Annotated in this window: 13 protein-coding genes; 1 reads left to right on the top strand and 12 read right to left on the bottom strand. The window is 47.4% G+C overall.

Annotated elements, in window-relative coordinates; genetic code table 11:
• Positions 1 to 8 precede the first annotated feature (8 nt).
• The 9 genes from HMPREF0581_RS08745 to HMPREF0581_RS04085 all read right to left on the bottom strand — a co-directional run bounded on the left by HMPREF0581_RS08745 (position 9) and on the right by HMPREF0581_RS04085 (position 9,886).
• A complete protein-coding gene (locus tag HMPREF0581_RS08745; RefSeq protein ID WP_036380645.1) occupies positions 9 to 1,064 on the bottom strand; it encodes an ABC transporter substrate-binding protein in 1,056 nt (351 codons plus the stop codon).
• Positions 1,061 to 1,837: an ABC transporter permease gene (locus tag HMPREF0581_RS08740; protein WP_036380643.1), complete on the bottom strand. Its 777-nt coding sequence runs from the start codon at positions 1,835 to 1,837 to the stop codon at positions 1,061 to 1,063. Before HMPREF0581_RS08740 ends, HMPREF0581_RS08745 begins: the two co-directional genes overlap by 4 nt.
• On the bottom strand, positions 1,834 to 2,649 hold the full coding sequence (locus HMPREF0581_RS04115; protein ID WP_009644366.1) for an ABC transporter permease: 816 nt from the start codon (positions 2,647 to 2,649) through the stop codon (positions 1,834 to 1,836). The genes HMPREF0581_RS08740 and HMPREF0581_RS04115 overlap by 4 nt, the downstream gene beginning before the upstream one ends.
• Entirely contained in the window at positions 2,639 to 3,724 is a 1,086-nt protein-coding gene (locus HMPREF0581_RS04110; RefSeq protein WP_009644224.1) for an ABC transporter ATP-binding protein, read from the bottom strand. The genes HMPREF0581_RS04115 and HMPREF0581_RS04110 overlap by 11 nt, the downstream gene beginning before the upstream one ends.
• A 71-nt stretch (positions 3,725 to 3,795) precedes the next feature.
• Entirely contained in the window at positions 3,796 to 4,329 is a 534-nt protein-coding gene (locus HMPREF0581_RS04105) for a cupin domain-containing protein (protein ID WP_009644310.1), read from the bottom strand.
• 549 nt (positions 4,330 to 4,878) lie between these two features.
• Positions 4,879 to 7,383: an FAD-dependent oxidoreductase gene (locus HMPREF0581_RS04100; RefSeq protein WP_036380641.1), complete on the bottom strand. Its 2,505-nt coding sequence runs from the start codon at positions 7,381 to 7,383 to the stop codon at positions 4,879 to 4,881.
• 58 nt (positions 7,384 to 7,441) lie between these two features.
• Entirely contained in the window at positions 7,442 to 7,735 is a 294-nt protein-coding gene (locus HMPREF0581_RS04095; protein ID WP_009644320.1) for an ArsR/SmtB family transcription factor, read from the bottom strand.
• A gap of 278 nt (positions 7,736 to 8,013) precedes the next feature.
• Complete coding sequence (locus tag HMPREF0581_RS04090) at positions 8,014 to 8,868, bottom strand: Mrp/NBP35 family ATP-binding protein (RefSeq protein WP_084645338.1); 855 nt, start codon at positions 8,866 to 8,868, stop codon at positions 8,014 to 8,016.
• Positions 8,869 to 8,941: 73 nt separating this feature from the next.
• A complete protein-coding gene (locus HMPREF0581_RS04085; protein ID WP_036380638.1) occupies positions 8,942 to 9,886 on the bottom strand; it encodes an NAD(P)/FAD-dependent oxidoreductase in 945 nt (314 codons plus the stop codon).
• Between the two features lie 560 nt (positions 9,887 to 10,446).
• Between HMPREF0581_RS04085 and htpG the strand changes: the two genes are divergently transcribed.
• Positions 10,447 to 12,381 (top strand): molecular chaperone HtpG, encoded by a 1,935-nt coding sequence (htpG, locus tag HMPREF0581_RS04080; RefSeq protein WP_036380636.1) that lies wholly within the window; start codon positions 10,447 to 10,449, stop codon positions 12,379 to 12,381.
• Positions 12,382 to 12,481: 100 nt separating this feature from the next.
• Here htpG and HMPREF0581_RS04075 read toward each other — a convergent pair whose 3' ends face one another.
• Genes HMPREF0581_RS04075 through selA form a run of 3 tightly spaced genes read right to left on the bottom strand, consistent with a single transcriptional unit; the run spans position 12,482 to position 16,393 of the window.
• Positions 12,482 to 13,060, bottom strand: coding sequence for a hypothetical protein (locus HMPREF0581_RS04075; RefSeq protein ID WP_009644221.1), 579 nt, complete (start codon positions 13,058 to 13,060; stop codon positions 12,482 to 12,484).
• 18 nt (positions 13,061 to 13,078) lie between these two features.
• Positions 13,079 to 14,986: a selenocysteine-specific translation elongation factor gene (gene selB, locus HMPREF0581_RS04070; protein ID WP_036380634.1), complete on the bottom strand. Its 1,908-nt coding sequence runs from the start codon at positions 14,984 to 14,986 to the stop codon at positions 13,079 to 13,081.
• Positions 14,987 to 16,393 (bottom strand): L-seryl-tRNA(Sec) selenium transferase, encoded by a 1,407-nt coding sequence (gene selA / locus HMPREF0581_RS04065; protein WP_036380632.1) that lies wholly within the window; start codon positions 16,391 to 16,393, stop codon positions 14,987 to 14,989.
• Positions 16,394 to 16,403: the final 10 nt, after the last annotated feature.

Raw genomic sequence — 16,403 nt, 5'->3', positions numbered from 1 at the left:
CGTGGCACCTAGTTCTTGCTCGATTTAACTTCCTTCCAGCTGTCACTATATAGCTTGGTCGTTTCCGGGTCAAGCTTGGTCAGAAGCGTACATCTGTCAATAATGTCCCGGGTTGGGAACATGGCAGGATTCGACACGTATTTTGAAGGAATCTTCCTGATTGCTGCCGCGTTAGGCATGGTGTAATACAGATAGTCGAAGTTCCTCTTCGCTACGCTGGCTCTGCACATGTAGTTGATGAATTTCTCGGCATTCTTCTTGTTCTTGGAAGTCTTAGGAATGATCCACGAATCGATAAAGAACTCTGCCCCTTCCTTGGGGACTACGAACTCCACGTCCTTGTTGAGGTCGTGCGTATACTGATACTCGCCGTTCCACACTACTCCAATTGTCGCCGAGCCGTCAGCCAGCAGGTCACGAGCCGAGTCATTTGCGTATTTGTATACGAGCGGCTTCTGCTCCTTAAGCGCATTCTTGGCCGCTTCTATCTCCTTAGGATTGGTTGAATTAGGTGAATATCCAAGTCGCATCAGCGAGATTGCAAACGCATCGCGAACGCTGTCCTGCATGACTATATTATTGGCGTATGCAGAATCCCAGAGAGCATTCCAGGAGTCGATCTTTTTTCCGCCGGTCTTTTTTTTGTTATACAGTATTCCCTGCACACCCACAACGTGCGGCACCGAATACCGGTTGCCCGGATCAAATGCCTCCGCCATTTTCATGTATTTAGAATCCATATTCTTGAGATTCCTGATGTTCCTCTTGTCCAGCTTGAGCAGCAGTCCTTCGTCCATCATCCTGCCAACCATATAATCGGATGTACATACAACGTCGTAGTCTGCCGACCCGTTCTTGATGACAGGATACATCTCCTCCGCCGTATCATAGGTGTCCTGAATGACCCTTATGCCGGTGTCCGCTTCAAAATCAGCGATAATCTCAGGGTCATAATAATCTCCGTAGCTATATACATACACTTCTCCATTCTCGCCGCTGCGGCATCCCGTCAGAATAGCCATCAGCAGCACGAGCACCGAACCCAGTATTAATTTCTTCTTCATGCCCTCTTTGGCTCCTTATCTCTGTTGAAGTTGACTATCAGCAGCGCAACCAAGGCGATAACGAAAATAATCGTAGACAGCGCATACAGTGATGGTCTGATCCCAATCTTGACCTCACTGTAGATGAGTGTCGAGATGGTGTTAATACCCGCACCTCTGGTGAAATGCGTAACCACAAAATCATCGACCGACATTGTAAATGACAACAGCGAGCCTGACAATATTCCCGGCATCAGTTCGGGAAGTACAACCTTTCTAAACGCATACCCTCTGGAAGCCCCCAGGTCGAGCGCCGCTTCAAAAAGTGTGTCCGTCTTCTTGTTCATCCTCGGTCTCACGGACAGGATTACATAAGGAATGCAGAATGTTACATGAGAGAACAGTATCGTCATATACCCCAGCGATATTCCAAAGAGAAGGAAGGACAGCATCAGCGATATGCCGGTTACAATATCTGCGTTGAGCATCGGAATGTTGTTAACTGCCAGCAGTATATTCTCCGTCCTACGCCTTAGGGACTCTATGCCGATTACAGCCAAGGTGCCGATCACAGTAGCTATCATCGCTGCAAGTATGGCTATTGAAAAGGTATTTACAATAGCTCCCAGAATTAGGCGGCTGTGAAACATCTCCTTGTACCACTTGAGCGAGAACCTCGTGAATACCGCCATCGATTTGCTCTCATTGAACGAGAGCAGAATCAGCGTCAGGATGGGGAGATACAGGAACAGCATTATGATTACCAAATACATGTTGCCACAAAACTTCTTCATATCATGTTGCCCCCCTCTTCGTCGCTAAACTTCTGAACTGCAAGCATGCTTACGATGATAAATACCATCATTATGAGCGACAGCCCAGATCCGAGATACCAGTTGGAATTAACTGTGAATTCCTGCTCGATGATGTTGCCTATCAGGTTGACCTTACCTCCACCCAGCATGTTAGAGATAACAAATGTAGTGAGGGCCGGGATAAACACCATCGTCACACCGCTTGCGATTCCCGGAATACTGAGAGGGAAGATAATCTTTCTGAATACATAGAATTTACCGGCCCCGAGGTCGTATGCCGCTTCGATAAGACGGTTATCTATCTTGGACACGACATTGTATATAGGAAGCACCATGAACGGCAGGAAGTCATATACCATGCCGAGCACTACCGCCCCCGGAGTGCCCATCATCTCCTGCCTGGGAAGGCCGATCGATGCGAGCAGTGAGTTGATTACACCCTGTCTCTCGAGCAACACCTGCCAGGCCATCGTTCTGAGCAGGAAGTTCATCCACATCGGCAGGATGAACACGAAAATCATAAAGCCCTGCTTACCGAACCTGCTCCCGCGCAGGATGAGCGCCATAGGAAAAGCCAGTATGAGGCACACAATCGTGCTCACTAGCGATAAGAGCAGTGATAATCCGAGAGCCTCCAGATGCTGCGGATTGAACATCGCCGTTATATTTTCTAATGTAAATGCACCATTTCTGTTGGTGATGCCATAGTATGCTATGGTCAAAATCGGAATTACCGTGCCTGCGATAACCCAGATGGCAAAAGGTGCTGTATAGCTCTTCTTAGATATCAAGTTCCTGTGCCTCCTCAGCTTCAGATGTCGGCTTATGCATAATCTGGATATTTTCGGGTCTTACATACATGCCTATCATCTCCCCAACCTCATGTGAATCATAGTTCTGAAGCAGCCACTCAACCTTGCCGTTCTCACTCTGCACCAGCATCTCATAGTGCACTCCGATGAACAGTTTGCTGACAATCGTGCCGTTCATGATTCCCTCATCGTATTCGCGAATCTCGATGTCCTCCGGTCTGATTACAGCATCAACAGGCTGCCCCACGTAGAAGCCGTTCCAATTGCCATCTATGCATTCAAACATATGACCGTCAATCATAACCAGCTTGTCATCGACCATTCTCGCATCGATGATATTGCTATCCCCGATAAAGTCCGCTACAAACGCATTCTCCGGCTCGTTATAGATCTCCTCGGGAGTTCCCATCTGTTGAATAAGACCGTTGTTCATGACTATGACATTATCCGACATCGTGAGGGCTTCCTCCTGATCGTGGGTCACGTATATAAATGTAATGCCAAGCTCCTTCTTGAGCCGCACCAGCTCGTACTGCATCTCCTGCCTTAGCTTGAGATCTAGAGCTCCGAGCGGTTCATCCAGCAGCAGCACCCTAGGCTCATTCACGATAGCTCGAGCCATCGCTACTCGTTGCTGCTGTCCGCCTGACATCTTGTCTATGGTTCTTTTGCCATACCCATCCAGGTTAACCAGCTTAAGTCCATAAGCAATCTTGTCCTTGATGTATTGCTCGGACTTGCCGCTTACGCGAAGTCCGAAAGCTATATTCTCCTGTACCGTCATATGAGGGAACAGAGCATAGTTTTGAAACACAGTGTTGACATGACGCTGGTTGGGGGGAACATTGGTGATGTCCCTGCCTTCAAAAATCACCCTTCCCGTGTCCGGCGTTTCAAATCCACCGATGATACGAAGAGTTGTAGTCTTGCCACATCCCGATGGTCCGAGCAGAGTCACAAACTCGTTTTCCTTGATCGAAAGCGTAATGTCTGATAAGACCTCGTGCCCTTCAAAGCTCTTGCTGATGTTGTCCAGTCTGATTAACTCGTTCAAATCTTTCCTCCAAAATAGTCATTGGCGCAAACTTCCCGGTACGTTCCCATATATAACTCGATATAACTCGCTTAAAAGCTGGGCGGCGAGCTAACCCATATTATCTCTGCTCCTTTGCACGAGCTGATATGATGCTCCTGCTCCGGATAGATATAGAAGGTCTCACCCTTCTTGACGTGATAACTGTCACTGCCGATGTGAATATCGATAGCCCCTTTGATTACATACCCGAATTCCTCACCTTCATGAGGATTGTCGGGAATTGTCGTACCCCCGGCGCCAATGGTAACCCTGATGGGTTCCATGTTATTTTTCTGGGCATTCGGGACTATCCACTCTATCGTGCTTTTGTGGCGTTCATCCTCCTTGACGAAGTAATCATCACTGTTAAAAACAATCTGCGGTTTCTCCTTTTCAGAGAAGAAGGTTGTGAGATCGCTTCCGAGAGATATTATGATGTCCTCGAGCGTCGCAATCGAGGGAGATGTCAGATCTCTCTCAACCTGCGATATGAACCCTTTGGAAAGCTCGGCTCTGTCAGCCAGCTCCTCCTGTGTGAGTCCACGCTCTATTCTCAGCTGTTTAATCTTGTCACCGATTTCCATTAAAACTCCTCACCTGAAATCCCTATAATATCACGCCTCAGCAGCATATCGCTCAACACAGGACTGTTTGCTGCCACGCATTATAATAAGTAAAAAATTTAGTATTAGTAAACTAACAGTATAATTATAATCGCGCGCAGTCTAATGTCAATATATTAATCAAAATTCTCGATATATTAAACAAAGTGCGGTAATGATTTCTTTGAAAAATAAAAAAGGCCGCTAAATTAACGACCTTTCGGAATTAAAATTATCCTTTTGAATTATTATGATTTTAATTACTTTATCAGTTTTTATTTGCAGCACGTTTTGCAGTTTGTGCTTGTAACTTGTAAATTGTACACATTTTTCTCAAGGAGCTGCTAGAGAGGCGCCTTTAAGCTCGTCTGCAGCTCCGTTCACTCATTTTCCGCTATAGGCATCACTCCTTACTTTCCACCAAGTTATTACCTACCTCTCCTCAATCACCTGCACTATAATTTTGTTCGCAATATTGCTATATAAATTCTCAGGGAGTTCCACTTAACCCCCTAACTGCAGCAAATATTGCTATATAAAGAGGTTCATATTGGACTTATCTGAATTGTTGAGCATCGTAGCAACGCCGCCAATCTTGACACCATCCAGCAGCTCGTCCTTGGTAAGCCCCATCACATCCATAGACATCTGACACGCCGTCATCTCGACCCCCATATCTATAGCAGTCCGGATCAACTCTTCAAGCGACGCTATATCCTTGGATTTCATGACGTTGCGTATCATCTTGGCTCCCATACCGCCCATATTCATATGCGATAGCTTGAGCTTTCTCGAGCCCTTTGGCAGCATATTGGCAAACATCCCGGATATGAAATTCTTCTTGACTGTCGGAGGTTGATGCTTTCTTATGACGCTTAACCCCCAGAAGGTAAAGAACATGTGCACCTTGTTGCCCATCGCGGCCGCTCCGGTGGCGATTATAAACGAAGCGATTGCTTTATCCAAATCTCCGTCAAAAACTATCATCGTCTTCTCCTTGGGAGTACACGATGTATCTACTGATTCCTCGCAGCTGCTACCGGGGGCCTCGCACACTCCGGAGGCATCGCAGCTCACACCTCGCTGCAGCACCGCATGATAACTGCCGCCGTCAGACGAGGTTTCCAGTAGCGTATTGCCTGTATTCTGACACCAGCTTCCAATATCGCTGATAAACCCGGGATCACTGGCGGAAACGTCCAGTTTATCTCCGGTCTCAAGCGCCTTCATCGCGTCAGATACCTTGAGTATAGGTCCCGGACAGCTAAGTCCACAAGCATCGATCGCTACAGTTTTGTTCTCGGCCCGTACGGAATTTACAGCGAGCTTCTCCTGTGAAGTGTCAACCTTTGCAGCATCCGCCCCCTGATGTGCCTTGATTTTACTTATATCAGCCGTCAGCGTCTTCATGGTTCTGTGTCCACCGAGAAGGTAGTATGCATCATACCCCTTCTGACGGAGAATTCTCTCGGCTATATATCCTCTAAGACCGACTGCGCAGAAAGCTACATAGCACTTATCCCTGTCCAGTTCCTCGAACCTGTCGCGAAGCTTTGTCAGCGGGATATGAATCGCCCCATCGACAGGACTCGCCAACACTTCTATTTCCTCTCGCACATCGAGCAGCACGTATTTGTCCTTATCGGCCTCCCACTCGCTGAATTTTATCGGGTGTGCAAATCCCACAAGTATGTTCTCTGCCGCATAACCTGCAAAATTCACAGGGTCCTTGGCCGACGAGTACGGCGGTGCGTAGGCAAGCTCAAGATTGGTGAGGTCATCCACCTTCCCGTGGAAATGCAACAGGGTCGAAATAGTATCAATTCTCTTATCCACACCATCATATCCGACTATCTGCGCGCCGAGCACATCTCCGCAGTCAGCGAAGATAAGCTTGATAGTCATCGGCGTTGCACCCGGATAATAGCCTGCGTGGCTCATAGGATGGACCAGTGAAACGTGGTAATCCTTGCCATAGACCTTGCCCGCTCTACTTAATGACTTCTCGCTAGCTCCGGTTGAGGCAACAGTCATGTCAAATATCTTGGCAACGGAAGTCCCCAGTGTTCCATCGCAAGTTTTCTGCCCGAGACCAAGTATGTTCTCCGCAACATTCCTGCCCTGCTTATTGGCCGGGCCTGCAAGTGGAATCATCACCTCGCCACCAAGTATATAGTCCTGCACACCGATAACGTCTCCAACAGCGTATATGTTCGGATCGGAGGTGTGCATGAACTCGTCCACCTTGATTCCGCGCCTGGCATTTAACTCAAGTCCGGCAGCCTCGGCAAGCTGGCTGTTCGGCTTTACTCCTATCGAAAGAATAACTAAATCAGTCTCAATAGCAGTTCCGTCAGCAAGCACGACTCTTGTGCCATCGTTCTCGATGTCCTTTAGACCATTGCCCAGATGAAGATGAACACCATGTTCAGCCAGTCTGACCTCTACTATCTTGGCCATATCCTTGTCGATTGGCGGCATTACCTGATCGGCCATATCACAGAGTGAAACTTCAACGCCCCGATCGCTAAGATTTTCCGCCATCTCCAATCCGATAAATCCGCCCCCGACTATGACTGCACGCTTAGGTGCATAGCTTACGACAAATTCATAGATACTGTCAGTATCCGGAATAGTCCAGAGCTTAAATACTCTCGTCTGGTCCAGCCAGGCCGGATTTGGCACAAATGGTGAGGATCCGGTCGACAGCAACAGCTTATCGTATGTTTCTTCATACACCTCCCCTGTTTCCGGATTCTTGACCTCTATCATTCTACGTTCTCTGTCTATCGACTCGACATTACTGTTCAGCCGAATCTCAACTCCATACTTTGCCTCTATCGTGTCCTTGTCGGATACGAAAAGCGATTCTCTATTCTTAATCTGCTCGCCGATATAATACGGCAAACCGCAGTTAGCATAAGAGATGTATCCACCTCTCTCAAACACTATAATCTCTGCGTCTTCATCCAGCCTTCTGAGTCTCGCCAGCGCTGTCGCGCCACCTGCAACAGCTCCGACAACTAAAACCTTCATGTTTACCTCCATATATGAATATCCATTTAAAGTAAAATCCAAGTTGAAATGATTCTGTTTACAATAAGCTCTCCAATTCGAACAGAGTCTCTACAAACACCCTGACATCATCTCGCACGCAGCTGTAGAAGGCCATATTGCCCTCTCTTCTTACCTCAACCAGTCCTAAGCTCTTGAGCTTAGCCAGCTGCTGTGAAATTGCCGATTGAGACAGATCCATACAGTCGGTAATATCGCCAACAGTCTTCTCGCCCTGATCTATCAGCGTCTTGACTATGCACAGTCTGGCGGGAGACGAAAGAGCCTTAACTATCTCTGCCTTTTCCTCTATTAGTTCTCTCTGTGATTTCATGTTCAACCTCTCATTTTATTAATCCTGTGTCGTGCAATCATATGCGCTTGCGGCTTGCGCTATATTAGTATATTAATATATTTGAATATTACAATATACTAATATAGTTGTCAATAGTTATTCTTCTTTTCTCTTTGCATTTTTGCTTTGCATATAGCGAAATTATCCATGAAGTGCTTTGACATATCCGTTCCAAGATATCGCAGACATACAAATAGCCTCGGCATACCGAAATAGTACAACCGAGGCTATTTTTTAAGATAAATGCGGATGGCGATCTACCTGCCAATTCCGTCCATAATCTGCATGATCGATTCGTCGAGAAGCGATGTGTCTGCGAACTCGATCCTTCCCTGATCGCTGAGCGCAGCGAGGTCAGGATCAATTGGCAGCTTGGCCAGCACTTTTAGCCCGTGCTCCGCTGCGATCTCGTCGACGTGACTCTTGCCGAAGATTTCGTATTTCCTGCCATTGTCCGGGCACTCGAAGTAGCTCATATTTTCAACTATTCCAAGGATCGGCACGTTCATCATCTCGGCCATCTTGACCGCCTTCTCAACAATCATGGACACGAGCTCCTGAGGAGATGTAACGACGATAATTCCGTCAACCGGAAGCGACTGGAATACTGTCAGCGGTACATCACCTGTACCCGGAGGCATATCGATGAACATTACATCCAGGTCTCCCCATGCTACATCTGTCCAAAACTGAGTGACTGCACCCGCGATAACCGGACCTCTCCATACAACAGGATCGCTCTCATTTTCGGTGAGCAGATTCAGCGACATAAGCTTAACCTCGGACGGAGTCGCACAAGGTATGATGCCGATCTCGCTTCCGTAAGCCTTGTCGTGAATGCCGAACATCTTAGGAATCGACGGTCCTGTGATATCGGCGTCCATAACGCCAACCTTGCATCCGTTGCGGTTAGCCGCAACAGCCGAAAGCGCTGTAACCATTGATTTGCCAACGCCACCCTTGCCGCTCACTACCGCGATAACCTTCTCAACCCTGCTGTTTTCATTGAGCTGCTCATGCTGAGGCGCCCCGGCTTCTCTGGATGAGCAGCTGGACCCGCAGCTTGAACAGTCATGGCTGCAGGATTCCGGTGTCTGCATATTGTCTGCCATTTCATTCCTCCTATATAAGCGTTTCTTATTTGTTAATCATGCCCTATCATTGTACTACAAATTTCTGTAAATCCTAGATATATTCTCGACCATTCAGTCTATCCACATACTGGCAAGCCTTAGTTGCCGCGACAGAACCGTCAGCTACTGCTGTTGTCAGCTGCTTGAGTTGCTTGCTTCTGCCGTCTCCTGCTACAAACAGTCCCGGAGTCTGTGTTATACACGTCTCGTCGATATCATAGTAGCCCGCATCGTCAGTTGCTACAAGGTCGGCAAAAGGCTTGCCGTTAGGAATCTTGCCGATTGCTACGAACAGAGCGCTTACGGGAATATCTCCGGTCTCTCCCGTCTCGTTATTCTTAACCGTGATAGTCTCAAGAGCGTTATCTCCGTTTACCCCAACTACGTTGCTGCTCATAACAAACTCAACATTATCGTGCGCTTTTAGCTCGTTGACAACAGCCTGCTCTGCTCTAAATCTATCTCTTCTGTGGATTATCGTAACCTTGCTGCAAATGTTAGCTAGGAAGGTTGCATCTTCAACTGCCGTGTTACCGCCACCGTACACAGCAACCTCTTTATTTCTAAAGAATGCTCCGTCGCATACTGCGCAGAATGAGATTCCACGACTGATGAAACCATCTTCACCGGAAATTCCCATTTTCCTGTTGTCAAGACCTGTTGCGAGGACAACGGAAACGGCCTCGTAATCATCGTTGTTGCCCTTGAGCTTAAAGACTTTGCCCTCAGACTCAGGTGCAGATACTTCTACTATTTCATCCATGATGATTTCTGCGCCAAATGACTCAGCCTGCGCCTGAATCTTCATCGCATACTCAGCGCCGTTCATGCCGGGCGCTGCCGGGAAATTATCAATCGAATCCGTAAAGGTAATCTGTCCACCTATCATTCCGCGCTCAATGATAGCAGTCGACTTGCCTGCTCTGGCAGCATAGATGCCCGCGGTTAGACCGGCAGGACCTCCACCAACAATTACAACATCATACCTATCAGCCATCTCAATACCTCCGTATTTATCTTATATATATACCTTATACATACGCGAGCTGCTCAAGCTCATCATGTCTCTTTGATAATCTAATTATACTCGCAGCAATGACTCAAATATGAATGTTATGTGATTTTTAATTTTGCACAATCTAATTTTATATTTGCAGTGTGCAGCTTGATTGTGTTCTGCGGCAAATAATCCTTCGGCGAAACTTTGGCAGTTTCAGCATTCTCGGCGGTATGCTGTCTAATTATATTTGATTCAGTTCCTCTGCATTCAGAGGGTAAGGCAGATCACCGAAAGAGAGTATTGTATCAGCACTGCAAGTCACGCAGCTTTTATGCAATCTGCGGAGCGAGAGTATTTATTAAACATACGCACATATTAAGCAAGTCACGTCACTTTTGTGCAATCTGCGGACGTACACACAATCTGCTGCCTCCTGCTCGCCGGGAGGCTATTTGCCGTAAGCCTTGAAATGAACCCCAACTAGTAGTATATTATTAGCAGACAGCACGACAGAGTGCTAAAATTCAATAAACAATTCGCGAAAGAAGGTTATAAATATGGAGAAAATACAATTTAAAGCAGAATCTCAGAGATTATTAGACCTGATGATAAACTCTATCTACACTAACCGCGAGATATTCATAAGAGAAATCATCAGCAATGCCAGCGACGCAATAGACAAGCGCTATTACAAGGAAACAGTCGAGGGACGCACGGGACTCTCGAGAGACGACTTTGAGATCAGGATCACACCGGACAAGGAGGCCGGAACTATAACGGTTTCCGATAACGGAATCGGTATGACCCGGGAAGAATTAGAAAACAACCTCGGAATCATTGCAAGCAGCGGCTCCCTCAAGTTCAAATCGGAAAATGCCGAGGCAATGGAGGATACCGATATCATCGGTCAATTCGGAGTGGGATTTTACAGCGCATTTATGGTTGCAAAGCGCATCAAGGTAGTCTCCAGAGCATTTGGTGCAGATCAGGCATACGTCTGGGAGAGCGAAGGTGCCGACGGCTTCACTATCGAAGAGACTGAAAGAGCCGAAGCCGGGACGGACATCATCCTCTACCTCAGAGATGACACCGACGACGACAAATACAGCGAGTTCCTCGAGGAGTACAGGCTCAGGAGCATCGTCAAGCAGTATTCCGACTATATTCGCTACCCTATCATGATGAGTGTGACTAAGCAGCGTCAAAAGCCTGCAACAGATGAAGAAAAGGCGGCCGAGGATTACAAGCCCGAATACGAGACATTTACAGAGGATGACAAGCTCAACAGCATGGTTCCGCTCTGGAAGACCAAGAAGAGCGACATCACTGACGAGCAGTACAACGATTTCTACAAAAAAACTTACATGGCCTGGAGTGATCCGCTAAAGGTCATCCACACTAACGTCGAGGGTGTTATTTCATACGACGCACTGCTGTTCATACCAAGCGATGTGCCGTTCAACTTCTACAGCAAGGATTTCAAGCGTGGACTGCAGCTGTATTCCAGCGGTGTACTGATAATGGATAAGTGCGAGGATTTATTGCCAAGCTATTTCGGCTTTGTCAGCGGACTGGTTGACTCCCCGGATTTATCACTCAACATCTCCAGAGAGATGTTGCAGCAGGATAGGCAGCTCAGGGCTATCGCACAAAGACTTGAGAAGAAGCTGCTCCAGGCCTTTGGCGAGATGCGTGACAGAGAGCCGGAAAAGTACGAGCAGTTCTTTGATAAATTTGGCATTCAGCTCAAGTACGGAGTTTACGACAACTACGGCGCTGACAAGGATAAGATCAAGGATCTGCTGCTCTACTACAGCGGCACGACCGAAGCCATGAGTACTCTCAAGGACTACGTATCCAGAATGCCGGAGGATCAAAAGTACATCTACTACGCAGCCGGCGAATCAAGAAGCAAAATCAAGATGATGCCACAGATGGATCTCTTCACTGAAAAGGGCTATGAAGTTCTGTATTGCACCGATGAGATCGACGAGTTTGCATTGATGATGATGCGCGCATACGATAGCAAAGAGTTCAAGAACATCTCCGACAAGGATCTCGGCTTCGAACAGAGCGATGACGAGAAGAAAGCGCAGGAAGAGAAAAATGAAGCTGCGAAGGATGTGCTTGCCGCAATCAAGGATGCGCTCGGAAACAAGGTATCTTCGGTCATCCTGTCCGCAAGGCTCAAGAACCACCCTGTTTGCTTCGCAACTGCTGACGGTGTGTCAATCGAGATGGAAAAAATTCTCAAAGCTCAGGCTGCGATGTCCGGCAACAAGGAAATGTCCGAGGTTGAAGCGGATAAGGTGCTGGAGCTCAACGGAGATATGCCTTTCTTCGAAGCTATCAAGCAGGCAGTATCCGACGGAGACAACGACAAGGTCAGCGATTACGCTCACCTGCTATATGACCAGGCGTTGATTTTAGAAGGAATGCCTATCGAGGATCCAATCGCATTTGGAGATAGAATCTGCAAGCTGATGAAATAACATTAAAGCAGCATAAGACATGACGAAAGCGCGGGGCACATGCTCCGCGCTTTATTGTCTTTGCTATTCAGGTTGAATCTTAATCACGTCAACCGACAGACTACTGAGCAGGCTGAGATGTTACGCTCTTAATAGCTGTGAACATTCCACCCATCATTGCATCCAGGAAGTCAACATTGCTGTTGATATCAGTCTTCCAGTTACCCTTGTCATCCTTTGTGCAGTTGATTTTAACTGTCTTAGTGTAGGCTTTGTCCTTAACACCGTTCAGCTTCTGGAACATCAGGTTATATACATAATCCTTGATGTTAGTCGAAGAGTTGATCTTACCGCCCTTAGCATCTGAAACTACCTGATTGTAAGTCTCCTTATAAGCATTTCCGAAGTCGTAAGTCTTAATTTCAACATCAACAGTTGCCTTCTTGCCATCGACCTTTTCGCCCTTAATCTTGAAGTCAAAGTCCTGAACCTTCTTGATGAACTTTTCGTAATCCTTACCGTACTTCTGCTCTAAAGAGCTATCGTTGAACAGCTTAGTTACGCTTGAAGAAGCATTCTCAGTCTTAACCTGCTTGAGATTATCCTCTACAACATCAGACGGCTTCTTCCCGCCACAGGCAGTAAGCGCAAACATCACGAGCACAAGCATACTTATAATAAGTAGTGTCTTTTTCTTCATGGTAATTGTCCTTTCGTTCTATTTTATAATCTTGCGACTGCTTCCATTAAACATCGTAATACCGAGCTTGTCAAGTCCGGATAGCAATACAGTTGCGAATTTCCTTGAGATTCCAAGCTTATCGCGATATTCGGCCAGCGTAAAGCCATCGGGCTTCTCATCGTACAATTCCCGAGCGGCAGCCACTATATCATCCCATGCGGCTCTGTTTATGAAATGGCCGGCATCGAGCTTAATAATCATTCCCCGCTCTACAAGTTCTCCCTGAATCGCAGCCGCGATACTCTTATCACCGACAAGCTCGTATATATCTTCGTTCTTGATGACTTCACATCCCGCATCCGCATACATCTGATCGATTCTATCCATCAATGCCAGCTGACCGGCGGAGAACTCAACCTGGAAGCCCGCAAGCGAGATAGCCTTGCCCTTATCCTCAAGCATACCTGATTCAAGAAGCTTAACGATAATAGCTTGACCGAGCTTATCATCCTCGATATGCCTGTATTCTTTGATTCTGCTGAGAAGCTCTCTTTTAGGAATCCCATCTACCATAGGATTCTGGCTGTGATACTCTTCGATTATCTGAGCGGCCGTTCCCTCAAGCACCTTGAATTTTTCGTCGCTAACAATCGAGCCATCCGCAAGCACTATAATCCGACTCTGTTCCTCAAGGCTTCCGATAATATTTCGCATTTCCTGCACGGTGAGCCCAAGCTCGCGGCCGAGCTCCTGCTGCTTATAGTATTTCCATTTTCCCGCTTTGAGGTGAACAATCTTATAAATATCTCCGGATGCTAAAACTCTGAAATCCGACAACACATCTTCTCTGTTTCGCTTATGCTTCTCAGGCCTTGCATCCAGGATTATGCCGCCTCCGATAGTAATTACCGGCGAATAAAACCTAACGATGAACCTGTCACCCCTTCTAACAGCAATCTCTTCTTCTAATCTCAGCTGAACAAACGCTGTGTCACCGCTAGCTATTGCATCGCGATCCATGATTATAACCTTGGCCAGAACCTCCTTGCTGCCGGTATAGAGGTGGACTCTGCTGTTATTGAAGATCTGCCTGTCGCTGCTCTTAAATACGCTGAGCCGGGTATCAAGCATGTTGGTGACGCTCACCGCCCCGGGTGCCGCCAGCACTGATCCCCTGTCAATATCAGCCTTCTTGATATTGCTGAGATTGACAGCAGTCCTCTGCCCTGCTACTGCCACATCGGTATCCTTACCGTAGGTCTGAATTCCTCTAACCTTGGCGGCAAGCACCTCCGGGTAGATGGTCATCTCATCGCCTTCTCTGAGCACTCCATCCACAAGCGTGCCTGTCACGACAGTTCCAAATCCCTGCATCGAGAATACTCTATCTATAGGTAGCCTGAACAACTCAGGCTCTTCGCGTCTCTTCGACTCTCTGTCGCACTTCTTGATTATCTCCGCCTTGAGTACATCCAGATTATCACCGGTCTTGGAAGATACCGGAATCATTGGCTTGCCATCGAGAAAGGATCCCTTGAAATACTCCTTTACATCATCGAGCAGCATCTCCATCCACTCGTCGTCTACCATATCCTTCTTGGTGATAGCAATAATTCCGTCGTCGATACCTAGAGCTTGAAGAATCTCAAAGTGTTCCTTGGTCTGAGGCATGATACCCTCATCTGCCGCAACTACAAACAGTACGAAATCGATGCCGCCAATACCTGCTAACATATTCTTGATGAACTTCTCATGCCCGGGTACATCAATTACCCCTATGTTGTAGCCATCGTCATTCGGAATATGAGCGAACCCAAGCTCAATAGTTATTCCACGCTTCTGCTCTTCCGACAGCCTATCCGTGTCAATCCCCGATAAAGCCTTGATCAGCTGAGTCTTGCCGTGATCTACATGACCTGCCGTCCCAATAATTACATTCTTCATCTATTCTACTTCCTTCAGTGCAGCTGCTATATCATCCATCTCCCGGTCTACGACAGTTCTTACCGAAAACAGCAGTTCATCCTCATGAATTCTGGCAATAACAGGAATCTCATATTTGCGCAATGCCCTCTCGATTCCCTTAGTCGTCGTAGCATCGGAAGTCACTGCCACTGCCACTCCCGGCAAAAATACCATCGGTGCAGAGCCGCCACCGATCTGGTCTTCGGCATCTACAATCCTGACATTTAGCCTGTCATTAGCTTCGCGAATCTTGGCAGACAGCTTATCGGCTCTGCCGAGCAGGATGTCGCGAGGAGTGCTGATCATACGAAGCACCGGAATATCTCTCATCGCAACTGATGTGTCTCTGTACTTTTTGAGTGTTTCCTCCATCGCTGCAAAAGTCATCTTATCTACTCTCAATGCACGAGCCAGCGGATGCTTCTTCATCTTCTCGATATACCTGCGCTTGCCTGCGATAATTCCGGCCTGAGGGCCTCCCAGCAGCTTATCACCGCTAAACAATATCACATCGATACCGGTCGCGAGAGATGCAGGAACATTTGGTTCATCCAGCCCATACTCGGACAGGTTAACCATCAGACCGTTACCCATATCGAAGATGACAGGCAGGTCGTGATCCTTACCGATGTCCACCAGCTCATCGAGTTCAACCTCTTCAGTGAACCCCATAATCTTGTAATTGCTGGTGTGCACCTTCATAAGCGCGCCGGTGTTCTCATTAATCGCCTTCTCATAGTCGCTCGGCTTGGTCTTATTGGTAGTTCCAACCTCGTGCAGAGTCGCGCCGCTCTGCACCATAATGTCCGGAATTCTAAAGGCTCCTCCTATTTCAACCAACTCACCACGCGATACCACTACCTCATGTCCCTCAGCCATCGCTGACAGCACCAGCATGGTCGCTGAAGCGTTGTTATTGACAATCATGACGTCTTCAGCACCGGTCAGCTCGACCATCAGCTCCTGCAAAATATCATGACGCGAGCCGCGCTTGCCGAGCTTCACATCATACTCAAGATTCGAGTAGCCACGAGATACCATCTCAACATTTCGCACCGCATCATCACAAAGCGGAGCTCTGCCCAGATTGGTATGCAGTATGGTTCCGGTCGCGTTGATAACTCCGTGCAGATGGTTGATCTCATCCTCTTCAAGTCTATCCATAATCTCCCCTGCAATTTGGGAGACGCTGAGCCTAGTTGTATCGTACGCCTCCAACGCAGCTTCACTGAGCGACAAAATTTCCGAGCGAACCTCATCGATTACCCGCCTTGCCATAGCAGTAACTACATCTCTTCCGCTGATTTCAAAGGCATTAGAAAAGAGGTGCTCCTTAAGCACCTCATCTATCTTCGGAATCTGCCGTAAAACTTCATTTCTCTTCATACTTATTCAC

Origin of the sequence: Mogibacterium timidum ATCC 33093, from assembly GCF_000525775.1 — a bacterium.
GTDB lineage: Bacteria > Bacillota > Clostridia > Peptostreptococcales > Anaerovoracaceae > Mogibacterium > Mogibacterium timidum.
Note: the sequence above shows the minus strand (reverse complement) of the source record. Positions and strands in the feature narration are given on the sequence as shown.

Coding starts and splice junctions, on each gene's coding strand:
- HMPREF0581_RS08745 (WP_036380645.1), bottom strand. CDS start 1,064: ATGAAGAAGAAATTAATACTGGGTTCGGTGCTCGTGCTGCTGATGGCT.
- HMPREF0581_RS08740 (WP_036380643.1), bottom strand. CDS start 1,837: ATGAAGAAGTTTTGTGGCAACATGTATTTGGTAATCATAATGCTGTTC.
- HMPREF0581_RS04105 (WP_009644310.1), bottom strand. CDS start 4,329: ATGGAAATCGGTGACAAGATTAAACAGCTGAGAATAGAGCGTGGACTC.
- HMPREF0581_RS04100 (WP_036380641.1), bottom strand. CDS start 7,383: ATGAAGGTTTTAGTTGTCGGAGCTGTTGCAGGTGGCGCGACAGCGCTG.
- HMPREF0581_RS04095 (WP_009644320.1), bottom strand. CDS start 7,735: ATGAAATCACAGAGAGAACTAATAGAGGAAAAGGCAGAGATAGTTAAG.
- HMPREF0581_RS04090 (WP_084645338.1), bottom strand. CDS start 8,868: ATGGCAGACAATATGCAGACACCGGAATCCTGCAGCCATGACTGTTCA.
- HMPREF0581_RS04085 (WP_036380638.1), bottom strand. CDS start 9,886: ATGGCTGATAGGTATGATGTTGTAATTGTTGGTGGAGGTCCTGCCGGT.
- htpG (WP_036380636.1), top strand. CDS start 10,447: ATGGAGAAAATACAATTTAAAGCAGAATCTCAGAGATTATTAGACCTG.
- HMPREF0581_RS04075 (WP_009644221.1), bottom strand. CDS start 13,060: ATGAAGAAAAAGACACTACTTATTATAAGTATGCTTGTGCTCGTGATG.
- selB (WP_036380634.1), bottom strand. CDS start 14,986: ATGAAGAATGTAATTATTGGGACGGCAGGTCATGTAGATCACGGCAAG.
- selA (WP_036380632.1), bottom strand. CDS start 16,393: ATGAAGAGAAATGAAGTTTTACGGCAGATTCCGAAGATAGATGAGGTG.